At 70.1% G+C, this 14609-nt stretch carries 20 protein-coding genes; 12 read left to right on the forward strand and 8 right to left on the reverse strand.

The features are described from left to right. Window positions 1–92: 92 nt before the first annotated feature. Genes rpsR through rpmB form a run of 4 tightly spaced genes read right to left on the reverse strand, consistent with a single transcriptional unit; the run spans window position 93 to window position 1073 of the window. Window positions 93–353, reverse strand: a complete 261-nt coding sequence (rpsR, locus tag AC2IPW_RS06250; RefSeq protein ID WP_003937779.1) for a 30S ribosomal protein S18 — start codon at window positions 351–353, stop codon at window positions 93–95. A gap of 10 nt (window positions 354–363) precedes the next feature. Beyond that, the gene (gene rpsN / locus AC2IPW_RS06255) at window positions 364–669 is read right to left on the reverse strand and encodes a 30S ribosomal protein S14 (protein WP_003937780.1); all 306 of its coding nucleotides are present in this window, start codon (window positions 667–669) and stop codon (window positions 364–366) included. Window positions 670–672: 3 nt separating this feature from the next. After that, on the reverse strand, window positions 673–837 hold the full coding sequence (rpmG, locus tag AC2IPW_RS06260) for a 50S ribosomal protein L33 (protein ID WP_003937781.1): 165 nt from the start codon (window positions 835–837) through the stop codon (window positions 673–675). Continuing rightward, on the reverse strand, window positions 837–1073 hold the full coding sequence (gene rpmB, locus AC2IPW_RS06265) for a 50S ribosomal protein L28 (RefSeq protein ID WP_003937782.1): 237 nt from the start codon (window positions 1071–1073) through the stop codon (window positions 837–839). The genes rpmG and rpmB overlap by 1 nt, the downstream gene beginning before the upstream one ends. Before the next feature lie 117 nt (window positions 1074–1190). On the opposite strand from rpmB, the gene mrf reads away from it, so the two are divergent. From mrf to AC2IPW_RS06310, 9 genes are all read left to right on the forward strand, one after another. Further along, window positions 1191–2405: a ribosome hibernation factor-recruiting GTPase MRF gene (mrf, locus tag AC2IPW_RS06270; RefSeq protein WP_450120311.1), complete on the forward strand. Its 1215-nt coding sequence runs from the start codon at window positions 1191–1193 to the stop codon at window positions 2403–2405. Further along, on the forward strand, window positions 2402–2656 hold the full coding sequence (locus AC2IPW_RS06275) for a type B 50S ribosomal protein L31 (RefSeq protein WP_003937784.1): 255 nt from the start codon (window positions 2402–2404) through the stop codon (window positions 2654–2656). The genes mrf and AC2IPW_RS06275 overlap by 4 nt, the downstream gene beginning before the upstream one ends. 23 nt (window positions 2657–2679) lie before the next feature. After that, the gene (rpmF, locus tag AC2IPW_RS06280; RefSeq protein ID WP_416062932.1) at window positions 2680–2853 is read left to right on the forward strand and encodes a 50S ribosomal protein L32; all 174 of its coding nucleotides are present in this window, start codon (window positions 2680–2682) and stop codon (window positions 2851–2853) included. A gap of 97 nt (window positions 2854–2950) precedes the next feature. Then, complete coding sequence (locus AC2IPW_RS06285) at window positions 2951–3637, forward strand: response regulator transcription factor (protein ID WP_003937786.1); 687 nt, start codon at window positions 2951–2953, stop codon at window positions 3635–3637. A gap of 38 nt (window positions 3638–3675) precedes the next feature. Then, a complete protein-coding gene (locus AC2IPW_RS06290; RefSeq protein ID WP_235157445.1) occupies window positions 3676–5064 on the forward strand; it encodes a HAMP domain-containing sensor histidine kinase in 1389 nt (462 codons plus the stop codon). A gap of 94 nt (window positions 5065–5158) precedes the next feature. Continuing rightward, on the forward strand, window positions 5159–6406 hold the full coding sequence (locus tag AC2IPW_RS06295) for a S1C family serine protease (protein WP_416062933.1): 1248 nt from the start codon (window positions 5159–5161) through the stop codon (window positions 6404–6406). A gap of 74 nt (window positions 6407–6480) precedes the next feature. Further along, complete coding sequence (locus AC2IPW_RS06300; protein WP_026137469.1) at window positions 6481–6978, forward strand: MogA/MoaB family molybdenum cofactor biosynthesis protein; 498 nt, start codon at window positions 6481–6483, stop codon at window positions 6976–6978. Window positions 6979–7764: 786 nt separating this feature from the next. Further along, window positions 7765–8622, forward strand: a complete 858-nt coding sequence (locus tag AC2IPW_RS06305) for an MspA family porin (RefSeq protein ID WP_289379374.1) — start codon at window positions 7765–7767, stop codon at window positions 8620–8622. Between the two features lie 52 nt (window positions 8623–8674). Beyond that, the gene (locus AC2IPW_RS06310) at window positions 8675–9316 is read left to right on the forward strand and encodes an MspA family porin (RefSeq protein WP_416062934.1); all 642 of its coding nucleotides are present in this window, start codon (window positions 8675–8677) and stop codon (window positions 9314–9316) included. 92 nt (window positions 9317–9408) lie between these two features. Here the strand turns inward: AC2IPW_RS06310 and mscL are convergent, their stop codons facing one another. The 4 genes from mscL to AC2IPW_RS06330 form a co-directional block, all read right to left on the reverse strand. Continuing rightward, complete coding sequence (gene mscL / locus AC2IPW_RS06315; protein WP_003937793.1) at window positions 9409–9840, reverse strand: large conductance mechanosensitive channel protein MscL; 432 nt, start codon at window positions 9838–9840, stop codon at window positions 9409–9411. 98 nt (window positions 9841–9938) lie between these two features. Beyond that, window positions 9939–10628, reverse strand: a complete 690-nt coding sequence (locus AC2IPW_RS06320; RefSeq protein ID WP_450120312.1) for an SAF domain-containing protein — start codon at window positions 10626–10628, stop codon at window positions 9939–9941. Window positions 10629–10725: 97 nt separating this feature from the next. Then, window positions 10726–11034: an FmdB family zinc ribbon protein gene (locus tag AC2IPW_RS06325; RefSeq protein ID WP_416062936.1), complete on the reverse strand. Its 309-nt coding sequence runs from the start codon at window positions 11032–11034 to the stop codon at window positions 10726–10728. Window positions 11035–11103: 69 nt separating this feature from the next. Continuing rightward, window positions 11104–11709 (reverse strand): 5-formyltetrahydrofolate cyclo-ligase, encoded by a 606-nt coding sequence (locus AC2IPW_RS06330; RefSeq protein ID WP_450120313.1) that lies wholly within the window; start codon window positions 11707–11709, stop codon window positions 11104–11106. Between the two features lie 61 nt (window positions 11710–11770). Here AC2IPW_RS06330 and AC2IPW_RS06335 point away from each other — a divergent pair, with 61 nt between their 5' ends. The 3 genes from AC2IPW_RS06335 to AC2IPW_RS06345 are packed head-to-tail and all read left to right on the forward strand — an operon-like array spanning window position 11771 to window position 14609. Further along, complete coding sequence (locus tag AC2IPW_RS06335; RefSeq protein WP_003937797.1) at window positions 11771–12682, forward strand: UTP--glucose-1-phosphate uridylyltransferase; 912 nt, start codon at window positions 11771–11773, stop codon at window positions 12680–12682. A gap of 32 nt (window positions 12683–12714) precedes the next feature. After that, on the forward strand, window positions 12715–13974 hold the full coding sequence (gene glp / locus AC2IPW_RS06340; protein ID WP_003937798.1) for a molybdotransferase-like divisome protein Glp: 1260 nt from the start codon (window positions 12715–12717) through the stop codon (window positions 13972–13974). Next, window positions 13974–14609 carry a GNAT family N-acetyltransferase gene (locus AC2IPW_RS06345; protein WP_003937799.1) on the forward strand — a complete coding sequence of 212 codons (636 nt, stop codon included), beginning with the start codon at window positions 13974–13976 and terminating at the stop codon, window positions 14607–14609. Before glp ends, AC2IPW_RS06345 begins: the two co-directional genes overlap by 1 nt.

Below are 14609 nucleotides of genomic sequence, written 5' to 3' on the forward strand. Positions count from 1 at the left end.
AGTGGCACGAGAACTGCGCACTCGGTGGTCCACGAAATGCGGCGAGGGCCGCGCGGGCACGTGCCCGCGCGGCCCTCGCCGCGAGTGGAGCTCTACTTGCTGGTGGTGGTGAAGGGCAGCAGGGCCATCTCGCGGGCGTTCTTCACCGCGGTGGCCACCTGCCGCTGCTGCTGGGGGGTCAGGCCGGTCACGCGACGGCTGCGGATCTTGCCGCGATCGGAGATGAACGTGCGGAGCAGGTTCACGTCCTTGTAGTCGACGTACTCGATCTTCGCCGCGAACAGCGGGTTCTTCTTGGGCTTGCGACCCTCCACGGCACGCGACTTCTTCGACGGGCCCCTCTTGACTGCCATGACTCGCTCCTCACCAGCTCGACTTGTGGACGCCGGGCAGCTCGCCGCGGTGCGCGAGTTCCCTCACGCGCACGCGTGAGAGCCCGAACTTCCGCAGGTGGCCGCGCGGACGTCCATCCGCAGCGTCTCGATTGCGCAATCGTACCGGACTGGCGTCGCGCGGCAGACGCTGCAGGGCCGTCTGTGCGGCGAGGCGCTGCGCGGCGGTGCTCGACGGGCGCCGCACGATCTCCTTCAGTTCCGCGCGACGTTCCGCGTAGCGGGCGACGACGAGCGCCCGCTGTTCGTTGCGCGCGATCTTCGACTTCTTGGCCATGGCCTACTTCTCCTCGCGGAAGTCGATGTGGCGGCGCAGCACGGGATCGTACTTGCGCAGGACGAGCCGGTCGGGATCGTTGCGCCGGTTCTTGCGGGTGACGTACGTGTACCCGGTGCCGCCGGTGGAGCGGAGCTTGACGATGGGGCGGATCTCGTTGCGGGCCACTAGAGCTTCTCTCCTCGGGCGCGGAGCCGGGCGACGACGGCTTCGATGCCGTCGCGGTCGACGGTCTTGATGCCCTTCGCGGAGAGCGTCAGGGTGACGCGGCGTCCCTCGGAGGGCAGGTAGTAGGTCTTGCGCTGGATGTTCGGGTCCCAGCGCCGGTTGGTGCGGACGTGGGAGTGGGAGACGGATTTCCCGAAGCCGGGCTTGCGTCCGGTCACCTGGCAGTGCGCCGACACGGCGGGCTCCCTTCTGTCGGCGCCCTCAGGGCGTAACGACAATCGTTTTCGACAAATGGCCCGTGCGACTGTACGCTCTCTTCGAGCTAATGACAATCGTTACCGAAAGGGATTCCGGTGGACACCAGAACGCCGCTGATCGTCGTCGCCGGCCGGCGCGGACCCACCGAACGGACCGCGCGGGCCCTGCTGCGTCCGGGGACCGTCGTGGTGCACCACGACCTCGACCACATCGGTGAGGGCGTCGTGCGCCGCACCCTCACCACCGAGCACGATCACCGCCTCGACGTGCTCGAACTCGCCCACGGCTGCGTCTCCTGCACCCTCCGCGAGGATCTGCTCCCGCTGCTGCGGCGCCTGCATTCCCGCAGCAACGTCGATCGCATCGTCCTGCTGCTCGACCCCCGGCTCGAGCCCGAGGCCCTGTGCTGGGCCGTCGAGCACGTCGTCGTCTCCGGCGTCGTCGGGCAACTCGACGGACCCGCCGCCCGCGACGTGCGGATCGAGGCCACCGTCACCTGCATCGACGCTGCCACCTGGCTCGCCGACGCCACCGGCGACGAGGAACTCGACGACGACCGCACCGTCGCCCAGCTCGTCGTGGGCCAGGTCGAATTCGCCGACGCTCTCGTCGTCCGGCCCGGCGCCGACGGCTGGCACCAGGCGAAGCTGCATGCGGTGCTCGCGCGGCTCGCGCCCGATGCCCCCGTCGCGTGGGGCGAGGACGTCGACGTCGAACACCTGCTCCGGCAGATACCCTCCGGGGCGCGGCGCGGGGTGGTCTCCGACGCCCACTCGCCGCTGCTGCGCGGCGAGCCACCGCTCGGCGAGGACTGCGGCGTCCGGCTGCTCGAGTTCGGTGCCCGCCGACCCTTCCATCCGCAGCGCCTGCACGAGGCGATCGACGTCCTCCTCGACGGCGTGGTCCGGGCTCGCGGCCGGGCCTGGGTCGCGACGCAGCCCGACACCGCGCTGCTGATCGAGTCCGCCGGGGAGGGGCTGCGCGTCGCCCACGCCGGACCGTGGCTCGCCGCGATGACTCCCGAGCAGCAGCAACGAGTCTCCGGCGAACGGCGCGCCATGGCGGCGCTGCGCTGGGACGACACCTACGGAGACCGCGACACCTCGATGGTGATCCTCACCCACGACGCCGACCCCGACGAGATTCGTCGCGCCCTGGAGTGGGCGCTGCTCACCGACGAGGAGTTCGCCGACCCGGCGGCCTGGCCGACGTGGGACGACCCGTTCGGCGACTACCACGAAGACCCGTGCGACGACCTCCCGGCGCCCACCGCCGACGCCGCACCGACAGAAGGAGAAGGACGAGCATGAAGCCCGGCATCCACCCCGACTACCACCCCGTGGTGTTCCAGGACGCGAACACCGGATCGGCGTTCCTCACCCGCTCCACCGTCACCGCCGACCGCACGGTCGAATGGTCCGACGGCAACACCTACCCGCTGATCGTCGTCGACGTCACCAGCGAGTCCCATCCCTTCTGGACGGGAACCGCTCGCGTGCTCGACGCGGCCGGCCGCGTCGAGAAGTTCGAACGCAAGTACGGCACGCGCCGTCGCCCCTGACCGACCCCCGGAGGAGAACCACCATGGCAGTACCCAAGCGCCGGATGTCCCGGTCCAACACCCGCAGCCGCCGCTCGCAGTGGAACGCGCAGGTCCCGGCCCTGGTGCCGGTCACCGTCGCCGGTGTCACCCATCGCGTTCCGCGACGCCTCGTCAAGTCCGTGCAGCTCGGGGTGATCGACCCGAACGACGTGTGACGCCCGGCGAGGGAACCGCAGCGCCCTGCGGTTCCCTCGCCGGACACGCCGTCGTCCTCTCAGACACCTCTCAGCGGTCGGGTCCACACTGGAAGCCATGCGCATTCTGGTGGTCGACGACGACCGGGCGGTGCGGGAGTCCCTGCGCCGATCACTGAGCTTCAACGGATACAGCGTCGAGCTCGCGACGGACGGGCAGGACGCCCTCGAACAGGTCGCGGCCGAACGGCCCGACGCGATGGTCCTCGACGTGATGATGCCGCGGGTCGACGGCCTCGAGGTGTGCCGACGATTGCGCAGCACCGGCGACGACCTCCCGATCCTCGTACTCACCGCCCGGGATTCCGTCTCCGAACGCGTAGCCGGCCTGGACGCCGGCGCCGACGACTACCTGCCCAAGCCGTTCGCGCTCGAGGAGCTGCTCGCCCGGCTGCGCGCGCTGCTCCGCCGCGCCTCACCCGACCCGACCGAGTCGGAGGAGACGCTGCGCTTCGCGGACCTGACCCTGAACCCCTCCACCCGTGAGGTCACTCGCGGTGCCCGGTCGATCAGTCTCACCCGCACCGAGTTCGCTCTCATGGAAATGCTCATGGCGAACCCCCGCCGCGTCCTGAGCCGCAGCCGGATCCTCGAGGAGGTGTGGGGCTACGACTTTCCCACCTCGGGCAATGCCCTCGAGGTCTACGTCGGGTACCTGCGCCGCAAGACCGAGGCCGAGGGTGAGCCGCGCCTGATCCACACGGTCCGCGGCGTCGGCTACGTCCTGCGGGAAACCCCGCCGTGACCCGGCGCGAAGGCGCCGACCCGGATGCCGGGCGCCCGATGCGGCCCCCGCTGCTGCTGACCCGGTCGGTGCCGCTGCGCCGTCGTGTCACGCTGCTGGCGGCCGGCGCGGTGGCGATCGCCGTCGCAGTGACCTCCATCGCGGCGTACGCGGTGGTCGCGCGCGCTCTCTACTCCGACGTCGACAAGCAGTTGCGGGCGCGCGCCGCCGCACTCGTCGAGAGCAGCACCCTGATCACCTACGACCCCCGCTACATCGGTGGCGCCCAGCTCTACAGTTCCGATATCAGCGTGGCGCTCGTCTATCCCGACCTGGGTCAGTACGTGCCGCCCGGATCCTCCGTCCCGATCGGCAACGCCGAACTCGCCGTCGCCAAGGGTGAACGGGAGTCGTCGCTGCGCACCGTCGGGCATCAGCGGGTGCTCGCGCAGCGCATCCCGGACGGCAGCACCATCGTCATCGCGCAGCGACTGCAGCCCACCGCGGACATCCTGAAACGGCTCGCGAGCGTGCTGTTCGTCGTCGGCGGATGCGGAGTGGTGCTCGCCGCGGCCGCCGGTGCGACGGTCGGGCGCACCGGCCTGCGCCCCGTCGCGCGTCTCACCGCGGCGGCCGAGCGGGTCGCCCGCACCGACGACCTGCGGCCGATCCGCGTGACCGGGCACGACGAGCTGGCCCGCCTCACCGAGAGCTTCAACACGATGCTGCGCGCGCTCGCCGAGTCGCGCGAGCGGCAGAGCCGGCTCGTCGCCGACGCCGGCCACGAGCTGCGCACCCCGCTGACGTCGCTGCGCACGAACATGGAGCTGCTCATCGCGGCGAGCCGGCCCGACGCGCCGAACCTGCCCGAGGAGGACATGGCGGAACTGCGCGCCGACGTGGTGGCGCAGATCGAGGAGCTGTCCACCCTCGTAGGGGACCTGGTCGACCTCGCCCGCGAGGACGCACCCGAGACGGTGTTCGAGCCCGTCGACATCTCCGAGGTCGTCGAGCGCAGCCTCGAACGTGCCCGGCGCCGCCGCTCCGACATCGACTTCACGGCTCACACGGAACCGTGGTTCGTCTACGGCGACCAGGCCGCGCTCTCGCGGGCGGTGCTCAACGTCCTCGACAACGCCGCCAAGTGGAGTCCCGCCGACGCCGAGGTGCTGGTGTCGATGCACCAGCTCGGGCCCGGCCTGATGGAACTGACCGTCGACGACGCCGGGCCCGGCATCCCCGAGGAGGACCGCGAGCTGGTGTTCGAGCGGTTCTACCGTTCGACCGCGTCGCGGTCGATGCCCGGATCCGGCCTGGGCCTCGCGATCGTGCGGCAGGTGGTGATGAAGCACGGCGGCACCATCGCGGTCGACGCCTCGTCGCGCGGGGGTGCCCTCGTCCGGATCGTGCTGCCCGGCGCGCCGCACCTCGAACACCCGGCGGATTGACAGGAAAATCGGCGCCGGGTCTAAGCGGACTCTCAGCCGCCGCGGGCATGCTGGAAGCCGACGAGCCACCGACCGTGTACACGAAAGCGATGAGATGAGCGAGGACCCCACCCAGGGTGGCGGCCACCGAGAGCCCCACCAGCCGACACCACCCCAGCCGAACCCCTACCAGGCTCCCGCCGGTCCCGGATACGGGTACACCGCGCCATTCGGCGCCCCGAGCCAGCCCGCGCCGAGCCCCCAGGGCTCACCCCGGTCCGCGCGTGGCCTGCTCGCCCTCGGTGCCGTCGCGTTGGCACTGGTCAGCGGCGGCATCGGCGGCGCGGTCGGCGCGTGGACCACGCAACAGTCGACGGGCGGCACGTCCGTCACCAATGCTCTCGACGCGCCGAGGCAGTCCACGACGACGGTCGCCGCCGCGCCCGCGGGCTCGGTGCAGGCCGTCGCGCAGAAGGTCGTGCCCAGCGTCGTGCGCATCGAGGTGGTCGGCCGCACGGCACAGGGCGAGGGCTCGGGGGTGATCCTGTCCTCCGACGGCCTGATCCTCACCAACAACCACGTCGTCGCCGGCGGCGGCGCCGGCGCGCAGCTCACCGCATACTTCTCCGACGGAAGTTCCGCCCCGGCCACCGTCGTGGGGACCGATCCGATCTCCGACATCGCCGTGATCCGGGCCGAGGGCCGCACCGACCTCACGCCGATCGAGCTCGGCGATTCCGCCGCCGTGCAAGTCGGTCAGCAGGTCGTCGCGGTCGGCTCACCGCTCGGGCTCGAGAGCACGGTGACGACCGGGATCGTCTCGGCCCTCGACCGGCCGGTGTCGACCAGCGGGGAGACCGGGAATCAGAACACCGTCATCGACGCGCTGCAGACCGACGCCGCGATCAACCCCGGCAACTCCGGTGGCGCGCTCGTGGACATGGACGGCCGGCTGATCGGCATCAACACGGCCATCGCCACCGCCGGTGGACAGTCCGGATCCATCGGTCTCGGCTTCGCCATCCCGGTCGATCAGGCCCGTCGCATCGCCGACCAGCTCGTCGACACCGGGAAGGCCACCCACGCCATCATCGGCGTGCAGGTGCCGTCGCAGAGCGATGTGCGTGGCGCACGGGTCATGGAGGTCACCGCGGGCGGCCCGGCGGAACGGGCCGGAATTCCGAGCGGCGTGATCATCACCAAGGTCGACGACCGGCTCGTCACGGACGGGGACTCCCTGATCGCGGCCGTGCGCTCGTACGCGCCCGGCGATACCGTGCGCATCACCTACACCGACGCCCAGGGTGGCGGCGAGAAGACCGTCGAGGTGCAGCTCGCGGAGGCGGAGGCGGGTGGCCGATGAGAGCAGAATCGACCGCCGGGTTCATTCTCGGACATACAGCTCGTTCGACGGACAGGGGAACTACGGTGGGCATCATGGAATTCGAAACCCCCAGGACCGGACGAGCCCTCGTGGTGATCGTGGACGACCGGGTAGCGCACGGCGACAACCCGGACTCCGCCGGACCGTTGGTGACCGAACTGCTCGCGGAGGCGGGGTTCGCCGTCGACGGTGTCGTCACCGTGTCGGCCGACGAGGTGGAGATCCGCAATGCCCTCAACACCGCCGTCATCGGCGGCGTGGACCTGGTGATCTCCGTCGGTGGGACCGGGGTGTCGCCGCGCGACGTGACGCCGGACGCCACGTCCGACGTGCTCGACCGAGAGCTCCAGGGGATCGGCGAGGCGTTGCGCTCGTCCGGTTTCTCCGCCGGCGCGATGGATGCCGGGCTGTCCCGCGGTCTGGTCGGCCTGTCCGGGTCCACGTTGGTCGCCAATCTGGCTTCGTCGCGCGCCGCCATCCGTGACGGCATGGCCACGCTGCTACCGCTCGCCTCGCACGTGATCGAGGAACTGTCGCGAGTGGAGGGGTAGTCATCACCGGGACGAACGAGAACGCGGCCGGTGCGTCTCCGGACGACGCACCGCAGCGCGACGACGTGAGCCGGACCCGGATCGACCGGGCCCGGCTCCGCCGCGTCTTCGGTGACGTGCTTCCCGAGACGACTCGCGACGAGCGTTCGCCGGGCGACGAGTCGTCGGACTCGGACGAATGGCTGCGTCGGCAGGTCCCGCCTCACCATGGTGGCGGCGTGTGATCTACCCCACTTCCAGTTGTTTCCTGAGGGGAGGTCGTTCATTGTTCGGCCGACCGTTCGAAATCTCTTCGTAACCCTTCCGCTCGGCGTTTCGCCTTGATCATCTCCGCCTTTTCGGGTGAGGTCGATCACCGTCGCACCCGCCGGATGCACTGCCTCACACCCGGTTTGCGGGTGTCACCTGTGGGTATGCACGAATGTAGATAAGCCGAACCTAAGATTTGACATCGCGCGGGCTCTGTGTGCCGCTGCAAGTGCCTGTCACCGGTTGTTTCACTGAGCCGAAACATTTCCGTCGGAGGGCGACTCCGCGCGCCGACGTAGCCGTTGCTGGGGTTCGAGATCACGGTCTAGTCTCTGTCGTGGTTCGCTGAGGTCAAGATCAACGGCACATGTCGAGGTCTTCATCACGAATCGGAAACGCAACCGTGCGGATGACGCACACGTCGCACCGGCGGGCGGGTGCCCGCCGGTGTTCGTGGTGTGGCATGCCTCGCGGGCGACAGGGCAGTTGTCGGACGCGTGTGCGTGACCCGGCACGCAGAGAATGGATGAGGCATTCATGAAGATGCAGACGCGACGCGGTGTGAAGGCCGCCCGCAACGTCACGGTGGCCGCCGCCGCCGTGTTCGGCCTGGTTCTGGGATCGACCGGGACCGCCGGCGCTGTGGTCGACGACCAGAACCGGATCGTGTCGGACGGTCACGAGGTCATCGTGACCCAGGAGGACACCTTCATCCAGGGTGTTCCCCCGATCGGCGGGAGCCCGCTCAGCCGTGAGTGGTTCCACAACGGCCGTGGCATCGCCAATATCGTCGGCCCCGACGCCGCAGACTTCGAGGGCTCGACCTTCCAGTTCGGCTACCAGTTCGCGTGGTCGGGCAGCCTGGACGGCTCGATCGGGGTCGCGTGGGCAAGCCCGCAGCTCGAACTCGAGGCCACCCGCGGCGTAGAGAACGTCGACCAGTTCGATCCGCTCTGGAACACCAGCACCCGTGATGCTCCTTACGAGGACGGCAACGGTCGGACGGTTCAACCGGGTGACTACGTCGACTATGAGGGGAACCTCCTAGAGGAGGAGGACCGGGTCCCCGCGACGGACAGCGGTGCCGCAAATGGCAATCCGCTCTACATTCCGAACGGTGAAACCAGCCCCGCCCCCTACGCGGAAGACGTGCTGACGACCTCGGGTCTGCTGCCCCAGGTCACTGCAGCCATCGAGCTGACCCCGGCCCCGGGCATCGAGGAGCTCGTCGTCGCCGAGGGCGAGTTCGACGGCGATTACAAGCACGTGCAGTTCGCCAACGTCCACGGCGCCGCCACCGGCGTCCTCGGTGCGGTCTCGGTCCGCCCCTTCGTCCGCGTGATCACCGCGAACGGCGACAACGTCACCACCTACGGCAAGGTCTGGACGATCTAGTCCTGCTCCGCCCCACCCCGCAGTAATCCCCACCAAGAAATACGGAGAAATCATGGGAATCAAGTCGCGTGGCTTCAAGGCCGCACGTAACGCCGCGGTGTCCGGTGCCGCTGTCCTGGGCCTGGTCCTCGGTGCGACCGGCTCCGCGCAGGCTGCGGTCGACGATCAGAACCGGATCGTCTCGACGGACGGCTACGAGGTCGTCGTGACCCAGGAGGACACCCACATCCATGGCGTGCCGGCCCTGGGTGGCAGCCCCTTCAACCGTGAGTGGTTCCACAACGGCCGCGGCACCGCGAACCTCGTCGGTGCGGACGCCGCCGACGCCGAGGGCACCACCTTCCAGTTCGGCTACCAGTTCGCGTGGGCCGGCAGCATCGACGGCGCCATCGGCGTCACCTACTCGACCCCCGGCCTCGAGCTCGAGCTCTCGGCGAAGGACGGTCCCACCGCCACCGTGACCGACATCCTCCCGCAGGCCTACGCCGAGCTCGAGCTGACCCCGGCTCCGGGCATCGAGGAGCTCGTCGTCGCCGAGGGCGAGTTCGACGGTGATTTCAAGTCCGTCCAGTTCTCCAACGTCCACGGCACCGCCTCCGGCGTCATCGGCGCCGTCCAGGTCCGTCCGTTCGTCCGCGCGATCACCGCGAACGGCGACAACGTGACCACCTACGGCAAGCCCTGGACCGTCTGACACGACGTCCCGGCCGCAGGCTGAACACGGGTTGGGTCCGCTCGGAATTCCGAGTGGGCCCAACCCTTTTCGTTGTCCGGTGCAGTTCGTGCCTATCGCTCTTGCTCTTCGAGGCTCGGCTTGGCGTGTGCACCGCTCTGACCGGTCTGCGCCTCGAGGATGTCGCGGATCTGGATGAGCAGATCTTCGGCACTCGCCTTGGTGTCGTCCTTCTCGGTGGCAAACCGCTTCTTGGCGGCGTTCGCCGGGACGATCAGCACGAAGTAGACGACGGCGGCGATGATGAGGAAGTTGATGATCGCCGACACCACGGCGCCGAAGTTGAGGAAGGTCTCGGGGTTGTCGGGCAGGATCTGGACGCCCCAGCCCATCTCGTTGTCCCCACCGATCGCCGCGATGAGCGGTTCGATGATGTAGCTGGTGAAGGCGGTGACGATGGCCGTGAACGCGGTGCCGACGACGACCGCGACGGCGAGGTCGAGCACGTTTCCGCGGAGCAGGAAGTCCTTGAAGCCCTTCAGCATGGTGCGTCTCCTAGACAGGTGTTGTCGTCATGCCTCGCAGTCGCACCATAAACCAGCGGGTGTGGCGTTCAACCCGAAATGCGGGGACGTCGTTCGGCTCAGTGCAAGGTCACCGTCAGTGCGCTGACGAGTGAGGCCGCGGCCACGGCTGTCGCAGGCTCGGGCGGCAGCGCGAGCAGCACCACCTTCTCTCCGCGAGTGTTCGTCTCGTCCGTTCCCTGAGCCAGCACGACCGTCGCCCCCGTTGCCAGCACCCGCACCTCCGGTGCCGAGGGGGCAGAGGCGCCGGCGACGGTCAGGACGTCGACGAGGTCGCCCTCGCGGAGCAGATCCCCGACGCCGGGGTCGGCCAGGCGGACGGGCACCACGCGGGCTGCGCTGTCGCCGGTCGTGGCCGCCGCGAGCCGCGGTCCGAGCATCCGTACCCCGACGAGGACCTCGCCGGCGGGCACCGGGCCGGCCAGGGTGTGGCCGAGGGCCTCGGCGGGCTCGGTAAGGGCCCCGGACGGGAGTTGGGAGGCGTCACGTTCGGTGACGGTGACGTCGTCGGCGGTGAGGGTCTGTCCGGGCCGCAGGTCGCGGGCGGCGACGACCGTGCGGGTCCGGTCGTCCGACGCTCCGCCGGTGACGGCGGAGACCGCCGCGACACCGACGAGGCCGGCCGCGATCGCGCGGCGCACGGCGACGGAGCGCGCCCAGCCGGGCCGCGTCAGCGCCGTGAGCCGGTCGGCCAGGGTGGGGTCGAGCGGATTGCGCAGGGGCGGGAACGAGAACGGGCCGGCGGGCATGGCCCGAACCCTAGGGGTCGGGTCGTACCCGCCGGCCCGTCGAAGCGCCGATCAGGGGCGGAGTGTGGATGAATCGTCCGCTTGTGGATGAACGGTGTCAGCTCGCGGCTGCGGCCGGTGCCGAGGTGCTCGACGACGCGCTGCTCGACGACGTGCTCGAGGAGGACGTGCTCGACGATGCGGCCGGCGACGAGTCGGACTTGGCCGGCTCGCTGGCGGTGCTGCCTCCGCTGCGGGAATCGGTGCGGTAGAAACCACTGCCCTTGAAGACGATGCCGACCGAATTGAACAGCTTGCGCAGCTTGCCCGAGCACTCGTTGCATTCCGTCAGGGCGTCGTCGGTGAACGACTGCACGATGTCGAATCGGTTGTCGCAGGACGTACAGGCATAGGAGTAAGTGGGCACCGGTGGATCCTCCGCGAGTTGGTTGGCGACCGCAGCGTTAGCACTCTACAGCCGACAGTGCCAACATCGCTACCGGGGCTCCCTATTCCCCGACCCGGTCGACCCGTTCAGCGGCACCAGGCCGCGGCCGGGCGTCAGGGCCCAGCCCATCCGGATGTCGTGGGGATCCTCCGGCAGTTCGGGTACGAGTTCCTCGTCCCGGACCACTGCCACGAGGACGGCGTCGGCGGCCGCGAGATGCAGCGTCCGGTCGTAGAAGCCGGCCCCGCGACCGAGCCGCACGCCGCGTTCGTCCACTGCGAGCGCCGGCACCAGCACGGTATGCGCGCGGCGCACCTCCTCCGGACCCAGGGCCGGTCCGGTGGGTTCGAGCAGGCCGTACCCGGCTGGGGCGAGTGCGCCGGCTCCGGTGTACTGCGCCCAGTCCAGGGTGCTGTCCGCACGGGTGAGCGGCAGCAGCACCCGGTTTCCGGCCTCGCAGAGAGCATCGAGCAGGGACAGCGCGCCGGGCTCGGACCCGACCGGGACGTAGGCGCACACCGTCGCCCGGGCGGGGGCCAGGGACCGTACCGCCGCGGCGAGGGCGGCGTCCTCACCGCGGCGCTCCTCGTCGTTACGGGCCCGTCGCGCGGCAACGATTCGGGCCCGCCATTGTGGCTTGGAGAGTGCGCTCATATCCGTCACCTTAGGATCTGACCTATCTACCGGGTGGTAGCCGAAAGTTAGGGTGGGATCTATGACGAACAATGCGACCGGTGCAGCGGGCCATTTCCGCACGGCAGTGGTTCCCGCGGCGGGCCTCGGTACGCGCTTTCTGCCGGCGACCAAAACCGTGCCGAAGGAACTCCTCCCGGTGGTGGACACGCCGGGAATCGAGCTCGTGGCGGGGGAGGCTGCGGACTCGGGTGCCGAGCGACTGGTGATCGTGACGGCGCCGGGCAAGGACGGCGTCGTCGCCCATTTCGTCGAGGACCTGGTTCTCGAGTCGAAGCTGAAGGAGAGCGGCAAGTACCACCTGCTCGAGAAGGTCCGCAAGGCGCCGGGGCTGCTCGAAGTGGAGTCGGTGGTGCAGGAGCAGCCGCTCGGACTCGGGCACGCCGTCGCGTGCGCCGAGGCCGCCCTCGATCCCGACGAGGACTCCGTCGCCGTGCTCCTGCCGGACGACCTCGTGTTGCCGCGCGGAGTCCTCGAGACCATGCAGCGGGTGCGGGCCAAGCGCGGCGGCACGGTCCTGTGCGCGATCGACGTGCCCAAGGACCAGGTGAGCGCCTACGGTGTCTTCGACGTCGAAGAGGTACCCGACGCCGTGAACCCGGACGTGCTGAAGGTCGTGGGCATGGTCGAGAAGCCGGCGCCCGAGAATGCGCCGTCCACGTTCGCCGCCGCCGGTCGTTATCTGCTCGACCGGGCGATCTTCGACGCGCTGCGCCGGATCACTCCCGGAGCGGGTGGCGAACTGCAGCTCACCGACGCGATCGCCCTGCTCATCGAGGAGGGTCACCCCGTGCACGTGGTGGTGCATCGCGGCACTCGACACGACCTCGGAAATCCCGGCGGCTATCTGCGCGCTGCGGTTGACTCTGCGTTGAACAGCGAGGAGTACGGCCCCTCCCTGCGGGAGTGGCTGGTCGAGCGCCTGAAGCACTGACGGCGCGTCAGGTCGGGAGGACGAGAAGCGGTATGCGGTCGGTCGAGGATCAACAGGCCAGGGTCACGGCGGCAGCGGTGGCGCCCCGGCCGGTCCGGGTCGCCATTTCCGAGGCGCAGGGCCTGCTCTGCGCGGAGGAGGTGGTCACCGAGCGGCCCCTGCCCGGCTTCGACCAGGCCGCGATCGACGGCTACGCGGTGCGCAGCGTCGACGTCCAGGGTGCGGGCACCGACGCGGTCGGCGACGACGGCGAACCGATCGAGTTGACGCTGCCCGTGGTGGGGGAGGTCTCGGCCGGTTCGCGTCAGCCGATCCGGCTGCAGCCGCGGCAGGCCGTGCGGGTGGATACCGGGGCGCCGCTGCCGACCCTCGCCGACGCCGTCCTGCCGCTCGACCGCACCGACGGTGGCCGTGCACGTATCAAGGTCCTGCATCCCGTCCGGTCGGGCGAGTACGTCCGACGGGCGGGCGACGACGTCCAGCCTGGCGATGTCGCGGTCCGGGCCGGCACGATCATCGGAGCCGCCCAGGTGGGGCTGCTTGCGGCGGTCGGCCGCGACAAGGTGCTGGTCCATCCGCGTCCCCGGCTCTCGGTGATCTCCATCGGCGGCGAACTCGTCGACGTGGACCGCACCCCGGGTCCCGGCCAGGTGTACGACGTCAACTCGTATGCACTGGCGGCGGCCGCCCGCGACGCAGGCGCGGACGTCAACCGCGTGGGGATCGCCAGCACCGACCCGAAGCGCCTGCGGGAGGTCGTCGAGGGCCAGCTGATCCGGTCCGAGATCGTCGTGATCGCGGGGGCCGTCGGCGGTGGGGCGCTCGAGGAGGTGCGCGAGGCGCTGGCGGATCTCGGCAAGCTCGAGGTGGAGCGGGTGGCGATGCACCCCGGCTCGGTGCAGGGGTTCGGCCAGCTCGGCCGCGACGAGGTGCCCACCTTCCTGCTCCCGGGGAATCCGGTCAGCGCGCTCGTCGTGTTCGAGGTGATGGTGCGGCCGCTGATCCGGATCGCGCTCGGCCGCCGGCAGCCGATGCGACGCGTCGTCACCGCCCGCACCGTCGCGCCGATCACTTCGATCCCGGACCGCAAGGGATTCCTGCGGGGGCAGCTGATGCGCGACGAGGCGACGGGCGAGTACATGGTCCAGGCGCTCGGTGGTGCGGCGGGCGCGTCGTCGCACCTGCTGGCGACCCTGGCCGAGGCGAACTGCCTGGTGCTGATCGATCCGGAGGTGACCGAGGTGCGCACCGGCGATCCGGTGGACGTCGCCTTCCTCGGACAGCGCGGCTGATGAGCCGTCATCCGGGATGGCCGGCGGAGCTGGGTCCGCTGCGGGTCGCCGGCGGACTGGTCGCGGTGCGGCCGATCCGGTTGCGCGATGCGGCGGCGTGGAGCCGGCTGCGGATCCGGGACCGGGCGCACCTCGAGCCGTGGGAGCCCACCGGGGACGTGCCGTGGGAGATGCGTCATCACATCACCGTGTGGCCGGGGCTGTACCGCAGCCTGCGGGCGGAGGCCCGCCGGGGCCACATGCTGCCGATGGCGATCGAGCTCGACGGCGAATTCTGTGGCCAGATCACCGTGGGCAACGTCGTGCGCGGTGCGTTGCGGTCGGCGTGGATCGGGTACTGGGTCGCCAAACACGTCAACGGTCTGGGGGTGGCCACGGCGGCGGTGGCGCTGGGGCTGGACCACTGCTTCGGCCCGGCGGGGCTGCACCGGGTCGAGGCCACGGTGCGGCCGGAGAACGTCGCGAGCCGCGCGGTCCTCCGCAACGTGGGTTTCCGCGAGGAGGGCCTGCTGCGGCGCTACCTCGACGTCGACGGGCGCTTCCGTGACCATCTGCTGGTGGCGATGACGGTCGAGGAGGTTCCCGGCAGCGTGTCCGATGTGCTGATCCGGGGCGGTCGCGCCAGCTGGGCCTAA

This window comes from Rhodococcus sp. NS-SX18 (genome assembly GCF_057367935.1).

What these genes read in the sequence shown, in the direction of transcription:
- rpsR (WP_003937779.1), bottom strand. Translation starts at nt 353, where the DNA reads ATGGCAGTCAAGAGGGGCCCGTCGAAGAAGTCGCGTGCCGTGGAGGGT.
- rpsN (WP_003937780.1), bottom strand. Translation starts at nt 669, where the DNA reads ATGGCCAAGAAGTCGAAGATCGCGCGCAACGAACAGCGGGCGCTCGTC.
- AC2IPW_RS06275 (WP_003937784.1), top strand. Translation starts at nt 2,402, where the DNA reads ATGAAGCCCGGCATCCACCCCGACTACCACCCCGTGGTGTTCCAGGAC.
- rpmF (WP_416062932.1), top strand. Translation starts at nt 2,680, where the DNA reads ATGGCAGTACCCAAGCGCCGGATGTCCCGGTCCAACACCCGCAGCCGC.
- AC2IPW_RS06285 (WP_003937786.1), top strand. Translation starts at nt 2,951, where the DNA reads ATGCGCATTCTGGTGGTCGACGACGACCGGGCGGTGCGGGAGTCCCTG.
- AC2IPW_RS06290 (WP_235157445.1), top strand. Translation starts at nt 3,676, where the DNA reads ATGCGGCCCCCGCTGCTGCTGACCCGGTCGGTGCCGCTGCGCCGTCGT.
- AC2IPW_RS06295 (WP_416062933.1), top strand. Translation starts at nt 5,159, where the DNA reads ATGAGCGAGGACCCCACCCAGGGTGGCGGCCACCGAGAGCCCCACCAG.
- AC2IPW_RS06300 (WP_026137469.1), top strand. Translation starts at nt 6,481, where the DNA reads ATGGAATTCGAAACCCCCAGGACCGGACGAGCCCTCGTGGTGATCGTG.
- AC2IPW_RS06305 (WP_289379374.1), top strand. Translation starts at nt 7,765, where the DNA reads ATGAAGATGCAGACGCGACGCGGTGTGAAGGCCGCCCGCAACGTCACG.
- AC2IPW_RS06310 (WP_416062934.1), top strand. Translation starts at nt 8,675, where the DNA reads ATGGGAATCAAGTCGCGTGGCTTCAAGGCCGCACGTAACGCCGCGGTG.
- mscL (WP_003937793.1), bottom strand. Translation starts at nt 9,840, where the DNA reads ATGCTGAAGGGCTTCAAGGACTTCCTGCTCCGCGGAAACGTGCTCGAC.
- AC2IPW_RS06320 (WP_450120312.1), bottom strand. Translation starts at nt 10,628, where the DNA reads ATGCCCGCCGGCCCGTTCTCGTTCCCGCCCCTGCGCAATCCGCTCGAC.
- AC2IPW_RS06330 (WP_450120313.1), bottom strand. Translation starts at nt 11,709, where the DNA reads ATGAGCGCACTCTCCAAGCCACAATGGCGGGCCCGAATCGTTGCCGCG.
- AC2IPW_RS06335 (WP_003937797.1), top strand. Translation starts at nt 11,771, where the DNA reads ATGACGAACAATGCGACCGGTGCAGCGGGCCATTTCCGCACGGCAGTG.
- glp (WP_003937798.1), top strand. Translation starts at nt 12,715, where the DNA reads ATGCGGTCGGTCGAGGATCAACAGGCCAGGGTCACGGCGGCAGCGGTG.
- AC2IPW_RS06345 (WP_003937799.1), top strand. Translation starts at nt 13,974, where the DNA reads ATGAGCCGTCATCCGGGATGGCCGGCGGAGCTGGGTCCGCTGCGGGTC.